General features: G+C 68.8%; 4 protein-coding genes. All 4 read right to left on the bottom strand.

Going from position 1 to position 3,427, the window contains the following annotated elements; genetic code table 11:
* Positions 1-924, bottom strand: a 924-nt coding sequence (locus RMO81_RS03250; protein ID WP_310474302.1) for a flagellin, incomplete at its 3' end; no start/stop codon positions are given.
* Positions 921-2,798, bottom strand: coding sequence for a FlgK family flagellar hook-associated protein (locus tag RMO81_RS03245; RefSeq protein ID WP_310474301.1), 1,878 nt, complete (start codon positions 2,796-2,798; stop codon positions 921-923). The genes RMO81_RS03250 and RMO81_RS03245, both read right to left, overlap by 4 nt.
* A complete protein-coding gene (locus RMO81_RS03240; RefSeq protein ID WP_310474300.1) occupies positions 2,795-3,061 on the bottom strand; it encodes a hypothetical protein in 267 nt (88 codons plus the stop codon). Before RMO81_RS03240 ends, RMO81_RS03245 begins: the two co-directional genes overlap by 4 nt.
* Positions 3,061-3,427 (bottom strand): flagellar basal body P-ring protein FlgI (locus RMO81_RS03235; RefSeq protein WP_310474299.1); only part of this gene is annotated, 367 nt, incomplete at its 5' end. The genes RMO81_RS03240 and RMO81_RS03235, both read right to left, overlap by 1 nt.

Below are 3,427 nucleotides of genomic sequence, written 5' to 3'. Positions count from 1 at the left end.
GGCCTGGGCGGCTTCCAGCACCACCGAAAGCCGGTCCAATCGGGCAATCGCCTCGGTCATGTCGGTGTCTTCCAGCTTGGACATGCTGGATTTCAGTTCGAGCTGGCTGCGGTCGAGCCGTTCGGTTTCCGCATCAAGCCGCGCCGCCCGCGCGCCGATCAGGGCCTGGGCGCCGGCCAGAGTGCCGATATGATCATCGACTGCAGCCAACGCTTCGTCCATCGCGGCATCGAAAAACAGCGGCCGTGCTTCTTCCAGACTGTCGGCAAGATGCGCCAGGCTGTCGAAGAAATTGCGCTGGCGCGGTGGTGGCGGCACCTCTGGATCGGGCGGCGGCGCGTTTGGGTCTACCGGTGGCAGCGGTTCCGTCACGCCAAACGCCTCTGGCCCGGTGATGCCGGCGGCGACGCGGCGGCCGATGGTGGCGACTTCTGGCGGCGCGCCCAGCCCGGCCCATGCCGCCAGCCCTTCGGCATCATCGGTATAGGCCGGCGGCGTGCCGACGCCGGCAAACAACGCCTCGCCATCGGCACCGCGCGCTTCGGCCAGCCCTCGTGCGGCGGCGGCCAGCTCGCGCACTTCCAGCGCCAGCACGCGCCGATCGCTGGCATTCAACGTGCCGTTGCGCCCTGCCAGCGCCAGTTCCTTGGCACGAACGGCCAGATCGGCAATCCCGGCCAGCGCCACTTCACTGGCCGAAAGTCGGGCACTGGCGGCATCCATGGCGCGGCGCTGCACTTCGGCACCCTGGTGGGCGCGGCGCAGCGTGGCGATGCGGGCAAAGGCGATGGCATCGTCACCGGGCTTCTGCAGTTTCTTGCCGGTGCTGATCTGCTCTTGCACCATGGCCAATTGCTCTGAAAGCCCTTTCAGGCGGCGGACGGCGGCATCATGGCCAACCCGGGCGGAAAGCGGCGGAATCACCGGGTAAGCCCAAGAATCTGATCAAACAGGTCGCGCGCCACGCCGATCACCTGGGCGTTGGCGCGATAGGCGGCCTGCAAACGCGTGAGCTCGGCGGCTTCCCTTTCCAGATCGACTGCCGACACTGCATCATTGGCGCGGGCGGTGTCTTCCTTGAGGCTGGCGGCCGCGGCTTCCAGTCGCCTGGCGTCCGATACGCCGGCACCGATGCCGGCCAGATCGCCCTCCAGCACCGCCTCGATCGTGCCATTGGGGCCGGGCTGGGCCCGCAGCCGCCCCAGATCGAGCAGGTTGCGATTATCTTGGCTGCCCGCCGGGGTTGGGGCAATGCGGAACAGATCGCCCTCCGCGCTCGATGCGGGAATGCGAAAGCGCAACGCAGGCCCTTCGATCAGGCTGCCATCTGCCGGCACGGTGGCCAGCAGGTTGACACCGGTGGGATCGCGGATTTCGGCCAACCCGCCGGCAATGATCGTGATCCGCCACGGCGGCGGCGTGATGTCACCGCCGGGAAGGGCCAGGGCAGCGGCATCGTCGAAAATCTCGGGCAGCCCGCGCGCGGCATTGGTGGGCAGGCCGTCGATCTGCCGGCGCGCGGCGGCGGCCACTTCAGTTGGCTGCAACGGTCGCAGGCTCAGGCCCCGTGCGCCGCCAAGCGGTTCAATGGTCCATTGGTCGCCGCCCACCCAGCCGTTGCCGATGGTCACGGTCAGCCCGTCGAGCAGCAGCGGGGACGTGCCGGTGATGCTGGCGCTGTTGTCGGTGCGGGCCAGCGTGAAACCGCCGGCTTCGGCAATCAGGCGATAGCCGCCGGCAAAGGGCGTGGCGCCGTCGGCCAGCACCACATCCACCGGCGCCTGGCCGGCATTGGCCTTGCCCACGGTGGTGCGGGTGGCGGTGGTGGCAAAGATCGCCTGTCCCGGCTGCCCGGCTGCGTCGATGCCTTGGCTATGCCAGTTGTTGACCAAGGTGGCAAAGCTGCCGGCGCTGCCATCCAGCGCGGCGCGGGCGCGGGCGATCTGCCCGCTGGCTTCCAGCAGGCCCGCCAACCGGCCCGACGCTGGCAGCCGCAGCGGCACGGGCGCATGATCCGGATCGAGCAGCACGGATTGACCATCCGGTGCAACCCCGATGCGGCTGCTGTTGCCAGCCTTGGGCACCAGCAGCACGGCAGAAGGCCCGGAACCGAGCTTGACCTCGACCACGCCGCGCGGGCCTTCATTCACGCTGATACGCACTTCATTGGCCAAATCAGCCAGCAGGCGATCGCGGTTGTCGAGCAGGCCGGCTGCCGCCACGTCGCCATCATCGCCGCGCCGCAGCGCCTCGTTCACCCGCACCAGCGCCGCAGCCAGATCGTTGACGCGGCGGGTGGACAGGCCGGCTTCGGCGCGAATATCGCCGTCTAGTTGCTCCATATCGCGGCCGTGGCCGGCAAACGCCGCGGCGGCATCTTCGGCGGCATCCAGAAACACGATGCGCGCGGCAGGCTGGGTGGGGGCGGCGGCCAGACGGGTTGCGGCATCAAAAAAGCCACCAACTCGGCCCACCACATCGGCGGTGGTGGCCAGTGATTCCAGTCGCTGCAGCCAGTCCAGCCGCGCCGCCAACCGGGATTGATCGCCGCTGGCGCCGCGCGCCGCGTTGGCCTTCAGCGCATCGACATCGCGCACCAGCGCCGCCGCGCGCACCCCGGCGCCGCTCATCGGCGCGCGCTCGAACGGCCCGCCGCTGCCAGCCGGCTGCGTGGCCAGCACGATCCGACGCCGCACAAATCCGGGCGTATCGGCGTTGGCCACATTGTCGCCGGTGGCATTCAGCGCCTTCTGGAAGGCCAGCACGCCGGAACGGCCGAGCGCCAACAAATCCATCATTTGGCTGCCTCCCTGGCCAACAGCTGCGCCAGGCCGAGCGGTGCGGCGCTGGCGATGGCACGACCGCGCTGTTCGTCGATATGATCGCGCACGGTGTCGTTGCTGCCCATCAGATCGTCGCCCAGTTTGGCAGCGCGGGCGGTTTTCAGCAGGCGGGTGACGAGCAGGGCTTCGAATTCCTGCCCCGCCTTGGCTGCTGCCTTGGCATCATCGGCCTTGGCGGCCAGCGGCAGGCCTTGCGCGGTGAGGGGCCTGATCTCCATCAGATCACCACCAGTTCTGCTCTGAGTGCGCCGGCGGCCTTGAGGGCTTCGAGGATGGCAACGAGATCGCCCGGCGCTGCACCCAGTGCGTTCACGGCGTCGATGATTTCACCCAGCTTCGCGCCCGGCGCGAACAGGTTCATGCGGGTTTCCGCTTCGCCGGCTTCCACGGTGGATTGCTGGGTGACCACGGTCTGGCCGCGTCCGAACGGGCCGGGCTGGCTGGCTTGCTGGTTTTCCGTCACCCGCACCGTCAAATTGCCGTGGGCAACGGCGGCGGGCAGGATGCGGACTTCGCCTGAAATCACTACTGTGCCGGTGCGGGCATTGACGATCACCTTGGCGGCGGGCGGCTGCAGCGCCACG

Source organism: Sandarakinorhabdus sp., from assembly GCF_031422795.1.
Classification (GTDB): domain Bacteria; phylum Pseudomonadota; class Alphaproteobacteria; order Sphingomonadales; family Sphingomonadaceae; genus Sandarakinorhabdus.
Note: the sequence above shows the minus strand (reverse complement) of the source record. Positions and strands in the feature narration are given on the sequence as shown.

What these genes read in the sequence shown, in the direction of transcription:
- RMO81_RS03240 (WP_310474300.1), bottom strand. Translation starts at nt 3,061, where the DNA reads ATGGAGATCAGGCCCCTCACCGCGCAAGGCCTGCCGCTGGCCGCCAAG.
- RMO81_RS03245 (WP_310474301.1), bottom strand. Translation starts at nt 2,798, where the DNA reads ATGATGGATTTGTTGGCGCTCGGCCGTTCCGGCGTGCTGGCCTTCCAG.